Genomic DNA, 17,160 nt, shown 5'->3' with positions numbered 1-17,160 from the left:
GAAATTCCTTGTGTTCAAAATAGTATTGTCTGACATTGTACAATCCGACGTTGTACATGTTCTTGGCAATATGGCACAGTTCTCTAAGAGTCAAGTATTCTTCTTTGGTCAAACCATTTAGCTGTTGCTTGATACAAAAATACATTTTTTCACCTCCCATCTAACTATATGATACTATAATTTTACTGAATCTATACTATTTTCAGTAAAATATAGTTAAGGCGATTCATCTCCCACTTACTCCGCTTCGCTTCGTTGAAGTGGGAGTCTTCTCGCCTAATTAAGATAAAAATAGACTCTACAGATCAATTCATCAAACTTAGTGCCTGGCCGATCGGGAGTTTGATTGTCAGTTTAGGATCGCCGTCCCTGTTACTCCTTATCACCTTGTTGTTCTATGTCGCCTCGACCATTCTCATGTTTCTTTTGCACATACAAGAACGCACAACAGAGAAGGTGGCTCAGGGGAAAGGCGTAACGAAATTTCTCCTTTCGATTAGTCAAGGAGTCAGTCTGGCTTCATCATATGGCGGAGCGCAAACCGAGGGGGTGTTTGCGCTCCTGCCTTTTCCAGTCGGTTAAAAAACCAATCGAACGGTGCACGTCACCAAGCCAGCCTAGCAGCGAAGAGCCGGCTTACTCCTTCACCTTTTCGATTTTCTCAACCGGCAGCCCGGTCAGCTCGTGGATCGTGTTGACATCATATCCTTTAGCGAGCATGCGCTTCACCACCTCAAGCTTCCCTTCCTCGATCCCTTGTTGGCGCCCTTGTTTCATGCCTTGTTTGATCCCTTGTTTGATACCTTGTTCGATTCCCTTTTCCATTCCCCGCTGTTCATACGAAATGATGAGTTCCATGACTTGCTTCGCCTCCTTTGTCTCCATTTGCCTCACCTCGTTTCGCAGTTTCGCTTCCTCTTCTGCAGACAGCCGCAAATATGTTTCAAAAAAGCCGAACAACAACCTCTGTTTCGCCTCATCGAGCTCAAGGCGGACGAGCATGCGCAAAAACTCTTTTTTCACTTCGACTTTCTCTTCTTTATTATACCCCATTTTGCTTATCAAGGCGGCGGCGACGGGGTTGTCATGGCGGATGTACGCGCGCCACGGCAGTTTGCATAGCTCCACCGTCAAGTAACGAAAATCGAGAACGGTCAAGAACGGAAACTGGATGCGCCACGAAGAAGGTTCATCGCGGGATTCGTCATAGCTGAAGATGGCAATTGGAACAATGCGGCGGCGGTATTTTTGAAACAGGCGGCTAAAGTAGAGGAACATTCGCTCGGGGAACGTCTGTTGGGCATAGCTTTGGTGTTCGACATGGACGATGATGAGCCCTTCCTCCCCCTTCATCTTCGTTTCGACCAACAAGTCGACGCGATGCTTCTCCCCCGCCGTGACGTCGGTAAACAGTTCTTCTGAGAGGAAAGAGAGGTGGCGAACGTCAATGTGCTCGTACACATCGGGAAAAAAGAGAAGCAAAAATTCTTCGAAGAACGTCGACAGCAACTCCTTGAACAACCGGTCGTGATCGATTCGCGGTTTGGTCACGTTTTCCCTCCTTGCGACATTGAATTCGCTGTATTTTATTCGCTCTTTGTGGCCGAATTCCTTCTTTTCCTTATTAGGAGGCTGACGATTTACGGCTGTCCAACGTTGTTTCGCAAATGGCAAAGCCGTGTAACACCATCGTTTATTCCTTGTGATATCCGACAAGTCGAGCGAAGCGGCCGTTTTTCACCAGTCCTCTAAGAGGTTGGTGATTGAATCGTGGATACCGCTTTGCAATATCATTTCTCAACTAGAAAAACCTTGTTGCATCGGTCCTGCTTTTCACGCGTTCCCCCATTGATGAAGGGAATCAGCGGTTTTTCACCAGCCTTGTCAGTCGCCCTGACGACACAGGCTAAAGACGGCAAGAACCGAAACTAAGGGCGCAGACGGCTTTTCCGTTTGCGCCCCTGCCAAATGAATCCGCACTGATCAAGCCCGCTCCTTGCAGCCCATCATGTTTCAATTCGTCGAATATAAGCTGACGAGTTCGTACGTCACCGTCGTCCGATTGTCTTCCCATTCCAGCTTTTTCACGACGGCGATGCCGCTCGCTTCGCTTTGCAGCGTCCGGCGCACTTCAAGCGGCACGTCGAGCGGATATAAGCGGTAGCCTTCTTTTTTCAGCACGAACAAATTGCCTTGGACGCGCTGTTCGTTTCCTTTGGTCACAATGAGCGTCTGCAGCTCCATCGGCATGCCCATCATTTCCGACCTCCTTGCTTTTGATCGATTCAAGTCGCGGCCCGTTTGAACCCTTCGCGACATCAAGCCGGTTTCCGGCAACAGCTTGGTTCGGATTCTTGCTCATCGAACGATCGGCCGCTCCCTCTCCCATCGGCCATGACCGCAAGCTCCCGACGATCAAAGACCAGACCCCGCGAAGGCTGTTTCATTCGGCCGCTTCCCCTTCTATCGTATCACACGGTCGGCTGTTGTTTCATCCATGCTGTAAGCCTTTTCACCGTCTCGCGGTTGGCGCGCGGGGGAAAATAGTGAGTGAACTCGGGAAAATACCACGCGGTCACTCGCTTGCCGAGCGCCTTCAATCGCCGTTCCAACCGCCAGGCGTGTTCGATCGAGACGTTGTCATCGCGCTCGCCGTGGATGATGAGCACCGGCGCGCGAAGCCGCTCGAGATGGTAAAGCGGGGTTCGATGCCGATAGCGCTCCGGGCATTTGTTCGGCGTGCCGCCGATGACGCGCTTCATCATCCGCCGCAAATCCGGACGTTCCCAGTACGTCAGCGCCACATCCGTCACACCGCCCCAAACCGCGACGGAACAAACCCGTTCAGCGAGCATGGCGGTATGAAGCGCCATCGCCCCGCCGCGCGAGAAGCCAAACACGTGCACGCGCCCCGGATGGACGAGCGGATGGCGGCGAAGAAGCTCAAATCCAGCGATGGCGTCATAGCGGTCATCGCCGACAAAATCTTCGTTCCCTTCCCCGCCGCCGTTGCCGCGATAGAGCGGGGCGAAGACGACAAAGCCGTGCGACGCGAATTGGATGAGGCGCGGCACCCGCACTTGCCCGACGTTTTTGATCCCGCCGCGCAAATACAAAAACCCGTCATACACCTTGTTTTGGTTTGGCACAGCCAAAAATCCTTTCACCTTCAGCCCTTGGGACATATAGGTGACCAAGAACACCTCGATGCCCGGATGCGGCGACGGAAACCGATAGTAGTCGATGATGTCCCCGTCCATCGCGCTCGCTCCTTTCCATGCAACCTCCACCACACCGTCTTGTTCCCGATTCCCCTCATCCGAAAGCCGACGGGTGCGCGCAAAGCGTCCCGTCCGCCGCCCGTTCTCGGCTCACCGCCCATTTTTTCTAGGCATTCACACATTTTTCGCCCGTGCATACGATAAGGTGAAGCCACTGTTCACTACACGTGGACGAAAAGGGGGTTAGACCACATGAAAAAATGGGCGGTATGGTTGTGTTCGCTTCTTCTCCTTTTGCCGCTCGCTGCCTGCAACAACGGCAACGGCCAAGGAGAAAAGCCGCTGAAAAACGTCCGGCTCGCCGAAGTGACGCACTCGATTTTTTACGCGCCGCAGTACGTCGCCTTAGCAAAAGGCTTCTTTAAAGAAGAAGGGCTCGATGTCGAGCTGACGACGACATGGGGCGGCGACAAAACGATGACGACGCTGCTGTCCGGCGGCGCCGACATCGCCTTGGTCGGCTCGGAAACATCCATTTATGTCTATGCGCAAGGGACGGACGATCCGGTCATCAATTTTGCGCAGCTCACGCAAACCGATGGCACGTTTCTCGTTTCCCGTAAAAAAATTGACCACTTTACGTGGGAGAGGTTGAAAGGAAGCACGTTCCTCGGCCAGCGGAAAGGCGGCATGCCGCAGATGGTCGGCGAATTTGTGTTGAAAAAACACGGCATCGACCCGCACCAGGACTTGAAATTGATCCAGAACGTCGAGTTTGCCAACATCGCCAACGCGTTTGCGAGCGGGACCGGCGATTTCGTCCAGCTGTTTGAGCCGACCGCAAGCATTTTTGAGCAAGAAGGAAAAGGCTACATCGTCGCTTCCTTTGGCACCGAGTCCGGGCGCGTCCCGTACACATCGTACATGGCAAAACAAAGCTATATAAAAGCGAACAAAGACGTCATTGAAAAATTCACGCGCGCCATCTACAAAGCCCAGCAATGGGTCGCATCGCACAGCGCCTCGGACATCGCGAAAGCCATTCAGCCGTATTTCAAAGACACCGATTTGGCCCTCATCGAAAAAGTGGTTGATCGCTACAAAAGCCAAGGAACCTACGCGACCGATCCGATTTTGGATGAAGACGAATGGAACCACTTGCAAACGATCATGGACGAAGCCGGCGAACTGCCAAAGCGGATCGATCTTGAAATGCTGGTGGATTCATCGTTTGCCAAACAAGCGATGAATGAGTAACGAAAGCGGGTGAATCGGATGTTTCTTGCCATCGACCGCCTCTCGCACACGTATTTGACGAAAACGACCGCCGTCACCGCGCTCGATCAAGTGTCGCTGTCCGTCGAGAAAGGAGAATTCGTCTCCTTTCTCGGCCCAAGCGGCTGCGGCAAAACGACGTTGCTGTCGATCATCGCCGGGCTCATTGAACCGACGGAAGGATCGGTCCGCATCGACGGCGAACTGCTTTGGCCGCGGGAAACGAACGCCGCTATGGCGCGCCGGGCGGCCGGATCGAATTCATCCATCCGCCGCGCGGTCGGCTACGTGCTTCAGCAAGACTACTTGTTTCCGTGGAAAACGATCGAAGAAAACATCCTTCTCGGGTTGAAAATCACCAACACGCTGAACGCTGACACCAAAGAGCGAGCGCTCGCTCTTCTGTCGGAAATCGGTTTGGCCGGCGTGGAATCGTATTACCCGAGTCAGCTGTCGGGCGGCATGCGCCAGCGTGCGGCGCTTGTGCGCACCTTAGCGACCGATCCGAAACTCTTGTTGCTCGATGAACCGTTTTCCGCCCTCGACCAGCAGACGAAGCTGAGACTCGAAGAGCTCGTTTGGAACACATTGCGGCAATACGAAAAAACAGCGGTTCTTGTCACCCATGACATTGAAGAGGCCATCGCCATGAGCGACCGCATTTTCTTGCTTTCTCCGCGCCCAGGCCGCCTGGCGAAGACGTTCGTCGTCCCGGACGATCTGCGAGGGCGCCCGCCGCTTGCCGCCCGCCAGCATCCATCGTTTCCGGCGCTCTTTCAATCCATTTGGAAGGAGATGGAGGCCCTTGAATCCGCCCAATAAACGAATTGAAACGAAGCACGCCCAATACCTTGCCGCCTTGCGCAAAGAACAGCGGGCCATCCACCTCTTTCAGGCCGTCTTGCTTGTCGCCTTTTTCGCTGTCTGGGAAGCGGCGAGCCGCTTCCAATGGGTCGACCCGCTTTTGTTCAGCTCTCCGTCGTCCATCGTCAAGCTGTTTGCCGAAAAAATGAGTGATCATTCTCTGTTCGTCCATACATGGGCGACGCTGCTCGAAACATTGCTCGGCTTTTTCATCGGCACGGCCGGCGGGGCGCTGATCGGCGCGTTGCTTTGGTGGTTTCCGCGCCTGGCGAAGACGCTAGATCCGTATTTGGTCGTGTTCAACGCCATGCCGAAAGTGGCGCTCGGACCGATTTTCATCGTCGCGCTCGGGCCGGGCTTGACGTCGATTATCGCCATGGGCGTCGTCATTTCGATCATCATCACGACGATCGTCGTCTATTCGGCGTTCCAAGAGGTCGATCCCAACTATTTGAAAGTATTGCAGACGTTCGGCGCCACCCGCTACCAATGTTTCAAAGAAGCGGTGCTGCCGGCGTCGTTTCCGGCCATCATTTCCACGCTGAAAGTGAACGTCGGCCTCGCCTGGGTCGGCGTCATCACCGGCGAATTTCTCGTCTCGAAACAAGGGCTCGGGTATTTGATCATTTATGGCTTCCAAGTGTTCAACTTCACCCTTGTGTTGATGAGCCTGCTCATTGTCGCCTTGCTGTCGACCGTGATGTATCAGCTTGTCGCCTTGATCGAGAAAAAATGGGGAAGCCGCCGCTAGCGGGACGCCCGCCACATGTTGAGGGGCGTCTCGTTTCATTGGTGCCGCCCGGATGAGCCGGCATCCGCCGCTTTGGAGAAATCCATCTTTGGGAGCCGTCGATCGACGCCCCCTTTTCAATCGATCCACCCACGCTGCTTCAACTCGGCAAGCGAAAGCGAAAGGACATCGTCTTTCATGATGTAGCTGAACCGATCATCGCCGCGGATGTCATCCGGCAGCGCCTCAAGCAGCACCGGGCCGTTCGTCTCCGCATACGACTCCCGCTCGATGAGCGCCGCGATGTCGGCAAAATAAATGTCTTTCACAATATCCGGCTCCACTTCATATTGGCCGATGTATTCGAGCTGGCGGATGATGCCGCCTGTTTCTTCCATCACTTCGCGGACCGCGGCTTCCGCCGCCGTTTCCCCCTTTTCCACCTTGCCGCCGGGAAACTCGAGGCCGCGGCGCGGATGATTGGTCAGCAGCCATCGTCCGCCATAGCGGCAAATGACCCACACATGCCCCGGAGAAGAGGAAAACGGATGAACGCGAAAGGCCAGTCGAACGCGGTGTCCGTAGCAATCCCGGAATTCGTGCATCGGACTCTCCCCTTTCCTCTCCCCATTATACAGAAAAACGCCGCTCGACTCGCGGCGTTTACTCTTCTTTTTCATCAGGAAGGATGCCAATCGAGCGGATGTGCGCTTTCGCTTCCTCATTGCCAAGCTCATAAATCATTTTGTAAATGTCGACAAGCGTCCGGTCGTACGCATCGTTTTCCCGATCATAGTGGTATTGGACATACGGCACATGGGTGCGCCAAAACGCCTGCCAATCGGTCGAGTAATTTTGGTCAAAATATTCCCGCAGTTGGGCGATTTCACGATCGGTCGCTTGAATCTCAAAATCCCACGGCGACGCGGTCTTCAACTGCGAAATTTCCCCGGTCGCCATCGAGACGTAATACGTCTTTTTCCGTTCGTCTGCCACCTTCGTCCACTCCTTTTGCCTTTTTGCTTAGTATGGGGCAATCCGGAAACAATATGCTTATTTCATTTCATCTTTCAACAGCTCGATCGCCTTGCGGAGCACGGACGGGATCGGGACGCCCGCCCGGCCGGCGTTTTCGATGATGGAGATAAACTCATTGGCGATATAGAAAAACACGATCGCGTCGCGGATTACATGCATGTTCCATCCAATGGCCAAATCGACGAGATGCGACGCCGCCACCAGAACGAAAATGAGCAGTTTGCGAACGATGCCGCGAAATCCGACTTGGCTCGATAGCTTGCCTTCGACAGCGCTGGCGGCGATGCCGGTGAGGTAGTCGACAACGACCAACGCGAGCAAAATCACGACAAATGAGTCCACGCTGCCGACAAACAGTGACAGAAACGAACCGAACAGCGACACGGCAACCATCGGAATCGGCTTATTCATGCTCCCCCCTCCTTGAACATAGGATACGCGTAACTATCGTATGCCTGGAGGAGAGAACGCGACGCGGCGCATTCCCTAAAAAATCTCCCTTTTTCGACAAAGAAAAAGGCCGTCCCACCTGTGGAGGACAGCCTTTCTCGTTGCCGTCAATCACCGGGAAGCATTCGCTTCCAAGGAAGATGAATCCCGCCTGATCAACGTCCGAGGAACGATTTCAGCATCCAAACGTGTTTTTCCAAGTTTCGGTGAATGCCAAGCAACATGTCGCCCGTCGTTTCGTCGTTCACTTCCTCCGCGAGCTGCATGCCTTCTTTCAATTCACCAATCATCGTTTCAAAGTCGCCGACAATCGCAGCCACCATTTGCTCCGCCGTTTCGGCTCCCGTTGCTTCGTTGACGGACGCCTGCTCGAGGCAGTCTTTCATCGTCCCCACCGGCTTGCCGCCGAGCGCCAACAGCCGTTCAGCGAGGGCGTCAATGTGGGTGGCCGCCTCATTGTAAAGCTGCTCAAATTTCTCATGCAGCGTAAAAAACTGTGGACCGGTGACATACCAATGGTAGTTGTGCAGCTTCACATACAAAACGGTCCAGTTGGCGATTTGCTTGTTGACAAGATCGATCAGCTGGTTGGCCATCGTCTCACTCCTCCTCATGGTTCTTGTACCCAGCCCGCTTGTTGATGAAACATGGGAAACCTGCCGATGGATAGCTTCTCCCGATTCCGCCGGAAATATGAATCGTCCAAGACAAGCGGAAAAGGAAAAAGCAGCCGCCCGTTTGGCGGACGCAGACGCACCCGGTCCGTTTGCCGGCGGGGGCGGGAAGAAAAAGACGAAGCAGCGCGGCGGGGAAGACGCTTTTTGTATGTTATAATGGAAAGAAAAAAGGTGGGTCTCATCATGTACTGGACATTAGCCATTTGCCTCATCATCGCCGCTGTTGTCCTCGCTTTAGCGGTCATCACGACTTCCAAAGCGTACGCGTACAAGCATACGATCGATCCGCTTCCAAACGAGCGCGGCAGCGAACAACAAGCCGGCCCGAAGCAGCCGCAGTAGCGGCGCGGGCCGGCTTGTTCATCAGCCAAACACCTTTTTTAGCTCTTCTTTCTCCTGCGACAGCCAAACGCGCATCAACTGTTTGGCCGCCTCGAGGTCATGCAGCTTCGCCTGGCCGCATTGCCGCTCAGTTGCCGCCGGCACTTCCGCCGCGTCGAGCGCGTCCTTCATAGCTTCTTCCAGCAAATCGATGACTTCGTCCACGGTCGGCGATCCGCTTACGACAAGGTAAAATCCGGTCTGGCAGCCCATCGGCGAGATGTCGATGATATCGAAATGATCGTATTTCGCCGCATGTTTGCGCAGCGTATACGCCAATAAATGTTCGAGCGTATGAATCGCCGCCGGATCCATCGCCTCTTTGTTTGGCTGGCAAAAACGAATGTCAAACTTATTCACGACGCCGTCGCTGCCGACTTTGTGAACGCCGCAGTGCCGCACGTACGGCGCTTTGACCGCGCAATGATCCAGCTCAAAGCTTTCCACTGGTGAAGGCATGTTCCATCACTCCTGACCATTTGGTTTCGTTTTTATCATAACCAAAACGGCGCCCGTCCCGCACCTTTTTTGCCTGCTTCCGCTCCTCGCTTTCCCTCACGCGTCTTTTTCTTGAATCTCGAACCCATTTATCCTATGCTAAAGACAGTGAAACACGGAAAGGAATGGTTTCGGTTGGCCCAACTCATGATCGCGCTCATCCGCTTTTACCAGCGGTTTCTCTCACCGCTCAAACCGCCGACATGCCGCTTTTACCCGACCTGCTCGAACTACGGGATTGAAGCGATCCGCCGCTTCGGCGCGCTCAAAGGAGGATGGCTGACGACAAAGCGCATTTTGAAGTGCCATCCGTTCCATCCAGGCGGTTTTGACCCCGTTCCTGAACCATCTCAGCGTCTGAAAGAAACAAAATAGTCTCTTTGCCACAAATTGTCCTTGACCGATCATGCCAAAAATCAAAACAGCATGTTTTCTTTTCATGGCACCCGCCTCTTTGGTCAATACGACGATCATGTTTGTCTTTACAAGTCGAACACATCTTTTGATGAGGAGCCACAAAATCACTTCCCTCTTGCCATTTGGTTGATTTTTTTGTATGATCAATCTTGTTAAATCGTAATGATTACTATTTTCAAGAAGGAGGCGGGGCAGATGAACAAAATTCCTGTCACGGTAGTAAGCGGTTATTTAGGGGCTGGAAAAACAACCTTGCTTCATCATATCTTGCACAATCGCGAAGGGAAAAAAATCGCCGTCATTGTCAACGATATGAGCGAAATCAATGTGGATGCCGAGCTGATTCGGCAAAACGGCTTTTTCCGCACGGAGGAAAAGCTGGTGCAAATCCAAAACGGCTGCATTTGCTGCACCTTGAGGGAGGATTTAATCAAAGCGGTTGACCAGCTCGTTGAAAACGGGGAGATCGACTATATTGTCATTGAATCTTCCGGAATTAGCGAGCCGATTCCCGTCGCTCAAACCTTTACTTATTTAGACGAAGAACTGGGAATCGACTTGTCGAAAAAATGCCGTTTAGACACGATGGTGACGGTGGTCGACGCCAATCGTTTTTGGGCGGACTTTTCCTCGGGCGAAACCTTGCTTGACCGCCAACAGGCCGTCGATGAAACGGACAGCCGAGAAATCGCGGATTTGCTCATTGAACAAATCGAATTCGCCAATGTCATTATCGTCAATAAAATCGATCTTGTCTCGCCGGAGGAAGCGCAAAAATTGCAAACCGTGCTTCACAAGCTCAATCCGGAAGCTGTCATCCTCCCGGCAACCTTCGGCCAAGTGCCGCTTGATTCCATTTTAAACACTCACTTATTTGATTTTGAAAAAGCGAGCCAATCAGCGGGTTGGATCAAAGAGCTGAATGAAGAGCACACACCCGAGACCGAGCAATACGGCATCTCCTCCTTTGTGTATCGAAGAAGGCGGCCGTTTCATCCGGAACGGTTGATGAATTGGCTTGAAAACTGGCCAACAGAGGTGGTTCGCGCGAAAGGCTTTCTTTGGCTTGCGCCTTGGAATGACGTATGCGTTCTCCTATCCCAAGCGGGAACATCCGTCTCCATCCAAGCAGCAGGACGATGGATCGCTTCCTATCCAGAGGAAGATAGACAACTGTTCTTGCAAGAAGAGGAGACATGGCGGGAAAAATGGGATGAGACCTACGGCGATCGCATGACCGAACTCGTGTTAATCGGTATTCACATGAATGCGGATGACATCGCACGCTCGTTGGATCAATGTTTGCTGACCGACGAGGAGATGAAGGAAGATTGGGCTTTGTTTCCGAATCCGTTCCCTTCATTGATTCCTTCAGATGACTTCGCGCCGCCTGCTGCTGGAGATATTTCGTAATAACGCAAAGCTTGGCGGAAACAGTTTGCGTTTTTGCCGCAATCGATGAGACAGGACCCTATCGCCAAACTCCTGTAAAAATCACCTAGGGGCAAAGAGCATGTCTTTATGAATGTTTTTTGGCGAAATACCGTTGACGGGCGGGCAACGGCGGTGTTTGCCGTCCTTGTCAATGATGATTGATCATTTTCAAATCGTAATGATTACGATAAAATAAAAAAGCGGACATCTGTAAGTCAAGAAAGGAGTTCCCTATGAGAACAACGTCCATCCTTTTGTCTCTCCTTTTGACGCTGAGCGCTTTGCTGTATGGCTGTCAATCGAAGCCGGAGACAAACGAAGCCCAAACATCGAAAGACCGGTTAACGATTTACACGACAGTGTATCCGCTCGAAGACTTTGCGAAAAAGATCGGCGGCGACGCCGTAATCGTGAAAAGCGTGTATCCGCCGGGGGCGGAAGCTCATACGTTCGAACCGACGACCAAAACCGTGCAGCAGATTGCCCAAGCGGATGCCTTCATTTACATCGGCCACGGAATGGAACCGTTCGCCGAAAAGCTGAAAGAAACGTTGCAACATGAACATGTCCGATTTTTCGTGGCCACCAAAGGCATTGAATGGCTTGAAGCCAACGATGAAAACGAGCATGAGCATGACGAAGCGCACAAAGACGAACACAGCGAAAACGATCAGGCAGACCATGGCCACGAACACGGAGACCAAGACCCCCATGTATGGCTTGATCCGATCCGCTCGATCGTGATCGCCGAGAACATTCGCGATCTGCTGACGGAACTGAAGCCGGAAAAAAAAGAGCTGTTTAGGAAAAACTTTGAAACCGTAAAGACAAAGCTCGAGCGTCTTGACGCCCAGTTCCGATCGGTCATCGAAAAAGCGCCGAAAAAAGAAATTCTTGTCTCCCACCAGGCGTACGGATATTGGGAAGATCGCTACGGAATCAAGCAGCTGAGCGTTTCCGGGCTGTCGCCAAGCAATGAACCGTCGCAAAAAGCGCTGGCGCAGCTGATCGAAACGGCGAAACAGCATCATATCCGCTATATGATTTTTGAACAAAACATTCATCCGAAAACAGCGGAAGTGATTCAAAACGAACTCGGCGCCAAACCGCTCCGTCTGCATAACTTGGAATCGCTGACCGATGCCGATCGAAAAGCGGGGCGCGATTATTTCGCCATCATGGAGGAAAATGTTCGTACATTGCAAACAGCGCTTCAATAAGAACACCCCGAGGGCGTCTCAACCAGCGATGAGACGCCCTTTTTGCCGCTGCATGGCCGCCTTCATTGATCCCCGCTTGCCCCAAGCCAGCGCGGTTGGGGCCGAAACCTTTTTGCTGCTCCCGCGCCCTTGATCGACGAGAACGGTTCACGCCGCTGCGCCCTCCTCTTTGCCCCTTCCCCTCGCGGCAACAGGAAACATTCCGCTTGCCAGCAGCCGACATTCAGAATAACTTACGGAACATTGGCAGACCATAAAGAAAAAAGAAAGGAATGGCTGAACGTGGACGATTTGGGTATTGCCCGCAGCTTATTCGGGACGACGATGGCCTTTCATATCATTTTCGCCACACTGGGCGTCGGAATCCCGCTGCTGATTTTATTGGCGGAGCTTCTGTACCAGAAGACGAAAGACCGCGATTACGCGATCATGGCGAAACGGTGGACGAAAGGATTGGCGGTTTTGCTTGGGGTCGCCATTCCGTCCGGCACCATCGCCGGGGTGCAGCTATCGCTCTTATGGCCGGGGTTTATGGAAGTGATCGGAAAGGTGATGTCGCTTCCGTTTCAAATTGAGATTTACGCCTTTTTTATTGAAGCGCTGTTCATGTCGATTTATGTGTACGCCGCTGACCGCATCTCTCCATGGATGCGGATTGTCAGCGTGTGTTTTGTCGCCCTCGGCGCCAGCGCTTCCGCCATTTTGATTACGAATGTCCATGCGTTTGAAGGCACACCGGCGGGATTTCGGATCGAAAACGGTGAAATCGTCGATGTCGACCCGTGGGCGGCCTTTTTCAACCCAAGCTTTTTCGTCACGGCCGGACACGTCGTTTTGTCCGCTTATATGACCGGGGCGTTCGTGTTGGCTTCCATCGCCGCTTATCAGTTATTGCGCGCCCGGCAGGACGAACGAGTGCGCCGGTTTCACCAAAAGGCGCTCAAGCTCTCGTTGACGGTCGGCGGCGTCTTCTCGCTGCTGACCGCGATCAACGGCCATGAATCAGCCCAGCTTCTGCACGAGTACCAGCCGGAAAAACTGGCCGCCGCTGAAGGGCTGTTTGACACCCAATCCCATGCCCCGCTGGCCATCGGCGGATGGACCGATCCGGAAACGCAATCGGTCAAATGGGCGATCGAAATTCCATGGGCGCTCAGCTTTTTAGCTGGCAACCGTTTCGACACGGTCGTCAAAGGGCTGAACGACTTTCCAAAAGAATGGTGGCCGCCGCTGTTTGTCCACACGCTGTTCAACGCCATGGTAGGGATCGGCATGTTTCTTTTGGTTTTGTCCATCGCGGCTTGGATTTGGCAAAAGCGGCGAGCTTCTCTCGATTTTCCGCGCTGGTTTCTCTACAGCTTCGTCGCCGCCGGGCCGCTGGCAGTAATCGGCATTGAATGCGGCTGGATTTTCGCCTGCACTGGGAGACAGCCATGGGTCATTTACCGGATGATGAAAACAGAAGACGCCGTCACGCAAACGGAAAATTTAGCGGTCTTGTTTGTGTTGTTCGTGGCGATTTACCTTTTGTTGAGCATCGCTGTCGTGCTCGTGCTTCGCTACTATTTCCGCCGCCATCCGGTGGCGGATGACCTGCGACCATCGCCTGGCGAGGACACGTTGTCCGTCTAGAAGGCTGGTGAAAAACAGCCGCTTCGCTCCATTGGCGAGAATCCGAAAGGGATCAAGTCTGATGTCGCAGCATGTGTCCATTGAGCAACGCTGTCAGGAGCGCCATTCTTCCTTAAATCACCTATCTCCTAGAAAGGGGAACGTTGATGACAAACGAGTTGATCGCTGTTTCGGTGCTGTGGGGATTTATTTTCATCTATGCGGTCATGGCGACGATGGATTTTGGCGCCGGGTTTTGGTCGATGATCTACATTCATCGCGACAAAGCGAACGCCACGAAGATTGCCAACCGCTATTTATCGCCTACCTGGGAGGTGACCAATGTCTTTATCGTCGCCATTGTCGTCGCCTTGTTCAGCTTTTTTCCCGGCGCCGCCTTCCTGCTCGGGACGGTGCTGCTTGTCCCCGGCAGCATCATTTTGATCTTGCTCGCCATCCGCAGCGCTTTCTTGGTCTTTGCCCACGTGGCGAAAGAATATGAAAAAGCGCTCACCTATATTTCCGGCCTCACCGGCATCATCATCCCGGCTCTGCTCATCAGCGTGCTGCCGATCACGCATGGAACGTTCATCGAGGTCGATGCGGGCGTTCCGACGCTCAATTTGAAACGCTTTTTTACCAGCCCCCACGCCTATTCCTTTATGGGCTTTGCGATTTCGAGCACGCTGTTTCTCTCCTCTCTTTTATTGGCGGACTACTCGCTCGAAGCCGGAGATCGGGAAGCCTACCGCCTGTATCGGCGCGACGCTTGGATTACCGGGCCGATTTCGCTGCTGATGGCCGCAGGCATGATGTTGACGATGCACAACGAAGCGGCATGGCTGTATGACAACATGATGGAGTATTGGCCTTGGCTCGCCGGCTCGGTAGCGATGTTCGCCGCCGCGGGCATGGCGTTGCTGCTGCCGTCGGCGAAGCATCCGGGCGTGCGGGGGCGGCCGCGGTTGGCGGTCGTTGCGATTGTCATTCAGTATTTTCTCGCCAGTTACGCCTATGGAAAAGCCCATCTGCCCTATATGGTATATCCGGATGTGACGATCGAGTCGGCCTTTACCCATCCGGACACATTCCGGGCGCTGTTTGTCTCTTACATCATCGGCTTCCTGATTTTGTTTCCGGGCTTCGTCTATTTCTGGCGGCTGTTCATGCACGACAAACGCTATGTGCGGCCAAAATAAATGGAGAAAAGACAGAAAATGCGCGGCCAAAATAAATGGGAAAAGGCGCTCCACACAGCTAGGTGCGCCTTTTCCCGGACCGCCGCGCGGCGGGAACCCCGCAAGGCCTGTTTCACCGCCTGCCCCTGTTTTCCCCCTCGTTATTGCAACGAGCGGACGTAGGCGGCGATCGCCGCGATTTCCCCCGGGGTCAACGTCGACACTTCTTTCGTCCGATGGCGGCGGATCGCTTCCTCGATCGTTTTCGCGCTGCCGTCATGCAAATACGGAGCGGTCGCCCAGACGCCGCGCAGCGTTGGCGTATCCCACTGCTTCGGCGTCCGCGGGTTTGTGAACCGGGCGCGGGCGTCGCCTTGGGAGGCGCGGTCCTTCGGGTTGGCCGTGCCGATATCATGCAAATAAGCGGTATTGGCGGTCGTCAATTTGCCGTCCGGCCCGACCGCTTTGACGCTGTCGGTGAAATATTCGCCCCCATGGCAGCGTAAGCAATTCCCTTTCCCGTTAAAGAGCCGCTCCCCTTCCTGCGCTTCCTCCGTCAAACGGCCGTCCGCCTTTCGGTACGGGCTTTTCGGCACTGGGAAGGAGCGGGGGTCATTCAAGTAGGCGAGCATGGCGTCAAACATATGCTGGACTTTCGGCGGCAGCGGCTTGGACGGGTCGATCGCCGTCATGCCGCCCATCTCACCTTGCACCGTATGAATATAGTCGGTAAAATCGTCGCGCGAGCCGTCCCACATAAACAACCCTGTTTTCGTCGCCAAAATGTTGCTCGGCACGTTGCGCGGCCCTTTCGCCGTCATGAGCGTCAAGCCGTTGATGTCGCCGTCGCTATGGCACGACGCGCAGCTCATCCAGTTATTACCTGTTATATTGATGGCAAATTCGTCGCTGTTTGCGCTGTAAAAGATCGTTTTCCCTTCGCGCACGAGCGGGGAGAGCGAATCTTTGGCAATGAGGCGGATCGTGCCGTCTTCCTGCTTCGCTTTCGCATACGGGCTTTTCCCGCCGGTGTTGATCACCGCGACATCATGGCTCATGGCGTTGTGGACGTACAAGACGTTTCCCGCAGGCGAGATCGCCACCCCGCGCGGATTGTTGCCGTGGATGCGGCGCAAAATTTGCGTCGCCTTGCCGCCGCGGCGCAAGTCGAAGACGACGAGATCCTCGCTGCCGGACATGACCGCGTACGCTTTGCCGCCGTCCGGCGAAAACGCCACATCGTACGGATTGGAAACGATGATCGTCTCGTTATGGACATCGGTGACATTGATGGCAGCAAACAGCTCTTTCCGCTCGTCCCTCAACTCAACGTCGTTCGTCACATCAATGACCGAAATGGCCGGAAACACCGTTTCCTCAAATTGAATCGGCGTGTCGACATTCGTCAATAAATGCGGAACGTACGCCTTCTTCCCGTCCGGCGCGATGACGATTTGCTCGAGTGTGTTCGGGAGGCCTTGGCTTTTTTTCCGGTCGGCTTGATCCGGCGACGGGGCGAGGGCGATTTCCTTGATGACCTTCCGTTTTTTCGCGTCAATCACGGTGACTTTCGCGGCCAAATATTGCGTCACGTACAGCTTCCTTCCGTCCGCTGTCAGCGCCAGCGCCCGCGGGCGGTCCCCCGCTTGGATGTCTTTGATTCGCTTCCCGCTCTCGGCGTCAAACACCGAGACCGTGCCCGAGCGGTAGTTGGCTACGTAGACTTCCGTCCCGTCGGGGCTGGTGACGATGCCGAACGGCTCGATGCCCGTTTTCCAACGACCAATGACTTTCCGCTTGGCAAGCGACACCACGTCCACTTCATCATCATACATGCAGGAAACATACAGCGTCCGTCCATCCGGGCTGAGCGCGAGTTGGCGCGGTTCGCGGCCGACGGGAATCTCCGCCTCCTTCTTCTTTGTTTTCGTGTTGACGACCGTCACCGTATCGACGTCAATGTTGGCGGTGTAGACATAGCGTCCGTCGCTGCTGATGGCGATGTTGTCGCCGTGCGCCGGGGCGTGCCTTGTCGTTTTCGGCTTTTCTTGCCACGCTTTCTCGGCCTGGCAGCCGGCTAATAAAACGGCCGCCGCCAGGGCGAACCACCATGTGCGCATTTCCATTCCCCCGTTTTTTTACGAAAATGATAACCATCCTCAATTT

The 17,160-nt window shown here is 53.9% G+C and carries 19 protein-coding genes and 1 pseudogene; 10 read left to right on the top strand and 10 right to left on the bottom strand.

Features of this window, described 5'->3' with window-relative positions; genetic code table 11:
* The 4 genes and pseudogenes from ETC05_RS17925 to ETC05_RS15785 form a co-directional block, all read right to left on the bottom strand.
* A pseudogene (locus ETC05_RS17925) lies at positions 1–145 on the bottom strand (RNA-guided endonuclease TnpB family protein); the annotation flags it as partial.
* Between the two features lie 491 nt (positions 146–636).
* On the bottom strand, positions 637–1,551 hold the full coding sequence (locus ETC05_RS15795) for an Rpn family recombination-promoting nuclease/putative transposase (RefSeq protein ID WP_171661403.1): 915 nt from the start codon (positions 1,549–1,551) through the stop codon (positions 637–639).
* Between the two features lie 462 nt (positions 1,552–2,013).
* Complete coding sequence (locus ETC05_RS15790; RefSeq protein ID WP_031407567.1) at positions 2,014–2,256, bottom strand: DUF2584 domain-containing protein; 243 nt, start codon at positions 2,254–2,256, stop codon at positions 2,014–2,016.
* Between the two features lie 215 nt (positions 2,257–2,471).
* The gene (locus tag ETC05_RS15785) at positions 2,472–3,260 is read right to left on the bottom strand and encodes an alpha/beta hydrolase family protein (protein WP_171661402.1); all 789 of its coding nucleotides are present in this window, start codon (positions 3,258–3,260) and stop codon (positions 2,472–2,474) included.
* 213 nt (positions 3,261–3,473) lie between these two features.
* Here ETC05_RS15785 and ETC05_RS15780 point away from each other — a divergent pair, with 213 nt between their 5' ends.
* The 3 genes from ETC05_RS15780 to ETC05_RS15770 are packed head-to-tail and all read left to right on the top strand — an operon-like array spanning position 3,474 to position 6,111.
* The gene (locus tag ETC05_RS15780) at positions 3,474–4,478 is read left to right on the top strand and encodes an ABC transporter substrate-binding protein (RefSeq protein WP_171661401.1); all 1,005 of its coding nucleotides are present in this window, start codon (positions 3,474–3,476) and stop codon (positions 4,476–4,478) included.
* An 18-nt stretch (positions 4,479–4,496) separates the two neighbouring features.
* Positions 4,497–5,318, top strand: coding sequence for an ABC transporter ATP-binding protein (locus ETC05_RS15775; protein ID WP_031407562.1), 822 nt, complete (start codon positions 4,497–4,499; stop codon positions 5,316–5,318).
* Positions 5,302–6,111 carry an ABC transporter permease gene (locus tag ETC05_RS15770; RefSeq protein ID WP_171661400.1) on the top strand — a complete coding sequence of 270 codons (810 nt, stop codon included), beginning with the start codon at positions 5,302–5,304 and terminating at the stop codon, positions 6,109–6,111. The genes ETC05_RS15775 and ETC05_RS15770 overlap by 17 nt, the downstream gene beginning before the upstream one ends.
* 116 nt (positions 6,112–6,227) lie before the next feature.
* On the opposite strand, the gene ytkD is transcribed toward ETC05_RS15770, so the two are convergent.
* The 4 genes from ytkD to ETC05_RS15750 all read right to left on the bottom strand — a co-directional run bounded on the left by ytkD (position 6,228) and on the right by ETC05_RS15750 (position 8,174).
* The gene (ytkD, locus tag ETC05_RS15765; protein ID WP_031407558.1) at positions 6,228–6,695 is read right to left on the bottom strand and encodes an RNA deprotection pyrophosphohydrolase; all 468 of its coding nucleotides are present in this window, start codon (positions 6,693–6,695) and stop codon (positions 6,228–6,230) included.
* A 58-nt stretch (positions 6,696–6,753) separates the two neighbouring features.
* On the bottom strand, positions 6,754–7,086 hold the full coding sequence (locus tag ETC05_RS15760) for a hypothetical protein (protein WP_031407556.1): 333 nt from the start codon (positions 7,084–7,086) through the stop codon (positions 6,754–6,756).
* 57 nt (positions 7,087–7,143) lie between these two features.
* Positions 7,144–7,539 carry a phage holin family protein gene (locus ETC05_RS15755; protein WP_031407554.1) on the bottom strand — a complete coding sequence of 132 codons (396 nt, stop codon included), beginning with the start codon at positions 7,537–7,539 and terminating at the stop codon, positions 7,144–7,146.
* Positions 7,540–7,733: 194 nt separating this feature from the next.
* Positions 7,734–8,174, bottom strand: a complete 441-nt coding sequence (locus ETC05_RS15750; RefSeq protein ID WP_031407552.1) for a Dps family protein — start codon at positions 8,172–8,174, stop codon at positions 7,734–7,736.
* Between the two features lie 97 nt (positions 8,175–8,271).
* Between ETC05_RS15750 and ETC05_RS15745 the strand changes: the two genes are divergently transcribed.
* Both ETC05_RS15745 and ytzI read left to right on the top strand, forming a co-directional pair.
* Entirely contained in the window at positions 8,272–8,412 is a 141-nt protein-coding gene (locus ETC05_RS15745) for a hypothetical protein (RefSeq protein WP_171661399.1), read from the top strand.
* Between the two features lie 26 nt (positions 8,413–8,438).
* Entirely contained in the window at positions 8,439–8,597 is a 159-nt protein-coding gene (ytzI, locus tag ETC05_RS15740; protein ID WP_171661398.1) for a YtzI protein, read from the top strand.
* A 21-nt stretch (positions 8,598–8,618) separates the two neighbouring features.
* Here the strand turns inward: ytzI and ETC05_RS15735 are convergent, their stop codons facing one another.
* Positions 8,619–9,095, bottom strand: coding sequence for an S-ribosylhomocysteine lyase (locus ETC05_RS15735; protein ID WP_031407548.1), 477 nt, complete (start codon positions 9,093–9,095; stop codon positions 8,619–8,621).
* A gap of 186 nt (positions 9,096–9,281) precedes the next feature.
* Between ETC05_RS15735 and yidD the strand changes: the two genes are divergently transcribed.
* From yidD to ETC05_RS15710, 5 genes are all read left to right on the top strand, one after another.
* The gene (gene yidD / locus ETC05_RS15730) at positions 9,282–9,509 is read left to right on the top strand and encodes a membrane protein insertion efficiency factor YidD (protein ID WP_407059693.1); all 228 of its coding nucleotides are present in this window, start codon (positions 9,282–9,284) and stop codon (positions 9,507–9,509) included.
* A 237-nt stretch (positions 9,510–9,746) separates the two neighbouring features.
* Positions 9,747–10,964 (top strand): GTP-binding protein, encoded by a 1,218-nt coding sequence (locus ETC05_RS15725; protein ID WP_171661397.1) that lies wholly within the window; start codon positions 9,747–9,749, stop codon positions 10,962–10,964.
* A gap of 254 nt (positions 10,965–11,218) precedes the next feature.
* Entirely contained in the window at positions 11,219–12,205 is a 987-nt protein-coding gene (locus ETC05_RS15720) for a metal ABC transporter substrate-binding protein (protein WP_171661396.1), read from the top strand.
* 282 nt (positions 12,206–12,487) lie between these two features.
* Positions 12,488–13,837 carry a cytochrome ubiquinol oxidase subunit I gene (locus ETC05_RS15715; RefSeq protein ID WP_031407540.1) on the top strand — a complete coding sequence of 450 codons (1,350 nt, stop codon included), beginning with the start codon at positions 12,488–12,490 and terminating at the stop codon, positions 13,835–13,837.
* A gap of 146 nt (positions 13,838–13,983) precedes the next feature.
* Positions 13,984–15,015 (top strand): cytochrome d ubiquinol oxidase subunit II, encoded by a 1,032-nt coding sequence (locus ETC05_RS15710; protein ID WP_171661395.1) that lies wholly within the window; start codon positions 13,984–13,986, stop codon positions 15,013–15,015.
* A gap of 140 nt (positions 15,016–15,155) precedes the next feature.
* Here the strand turns inward: ETC05_RS15710 and ETC05_RS15705 are convergent, their stop codons facing one another.
* Positions 15,156–17,114 carry a beta-propeller fold lactonase family protein gene (locus ETC05_RS15705; RefSeq protein ID WP_171661394.1) on the bottom strand — a complete coding sequence of 653 codons (1,959 nt, stop codon included), beginning with the start codon at positions 17,112–17,114 and terminating at the stop codon, positions 15,156–15,158.
* Positions 17,115–17,160 lie beyond the last annotated feature (46 nt).

It is taken from the genome of Geobacillus sp. BMUD (assembly GCF_013096845.1).
GTDB classification, from domain to species: domain Bacteria; phylum Bacillota; class Bacilli; order Bacillales; family Anoxybacillaceae; genus Geobacillus; species Geobacillus vulcani.
Note: the sequence above shows the minus strand (reverse complement) of the source record. Positions and strands in the feature narration are given on the sequence as shown.